At 65.5% G+C, this 693-nt stretch carries 1 protein-coding gene; it reads left to right on the forward strand.

Annotated elements, in window-relative coordinates:
- The coding region (locus tag NUW23_14880; GenBank protein ID MCR4427445.1) for a hypothetical protein at positions 1–460 on the forward strand (460 nt) is incomplete at its 5' end.
- Positions 461–693 lie beyond the last annotated feature (233 nt).

Raw genomic sequence — 693 nt, forward strand, 5'->3', positions numbered from 1 at the left:
GCTCGCAAGCTGGGCTGCGGATTGCGCAGAGCATGTCCTTCCGCTATTCACCGCCAAGTACCCGGATGATGACCGACCGAGGCGAGCAATTGAGGCAGCTCGCAGGTGGTCTCGTGGGGAGGCCACTGTAGGTGAGGCACGTGAGGCGGCCAGCGCCGCCCATGCGGCTGCCAGGAGCGTGACTGACCCCGTAGCCCAGGCGGTCTGCCGCGCTGCCGGACACGCGGCCGGTACGGCACACATGGCCGACCATGAGCTGGGTGCTGCCGCCTATGCTATCAAAGCGGTGCGTTTGGCAACAGAAGCCGGAGCCGGGCCCGACCCGCGCTGTGTCGATCAAACGGAGGCAGGCAGGCGTGAGTGCCAATGGCAACGCGAACGTCTCCCAGAGGCTATCCGTGAACTCGTCCTCTCGGACCAGGAGCGGCGCAACAGCAAGTTCTGGTCGGTCTTTGTCTAGGCGGGGCTGGTGGGGGCCCCGACGGCCGGTGCCATGGAGCAGGACGCTTCAGGTGTCGTCATCGGGGGCGGTGCGGTGAGCGACGAGCGGACATGGGCATTACTCCGAAGCGAGCTTCGATAGCGCGGCGTTGTAGTCAATCGAGTTGTCGGTGATCTCGCGGCGGGCTTGGCTCGGTTCGCCAAGCACAACCCCGATTAGTGTGTCGTAGGTCTCGACTCGGACCAGCGGTC

The organism is Bacillota bacterium, from assembly GCA_024655925.1.
In the GTDB taxonomy this organism is placed as follows: Bacteria; Bacillota; DTU025; order DTU025; family JANLFS01; genus JANLFS01.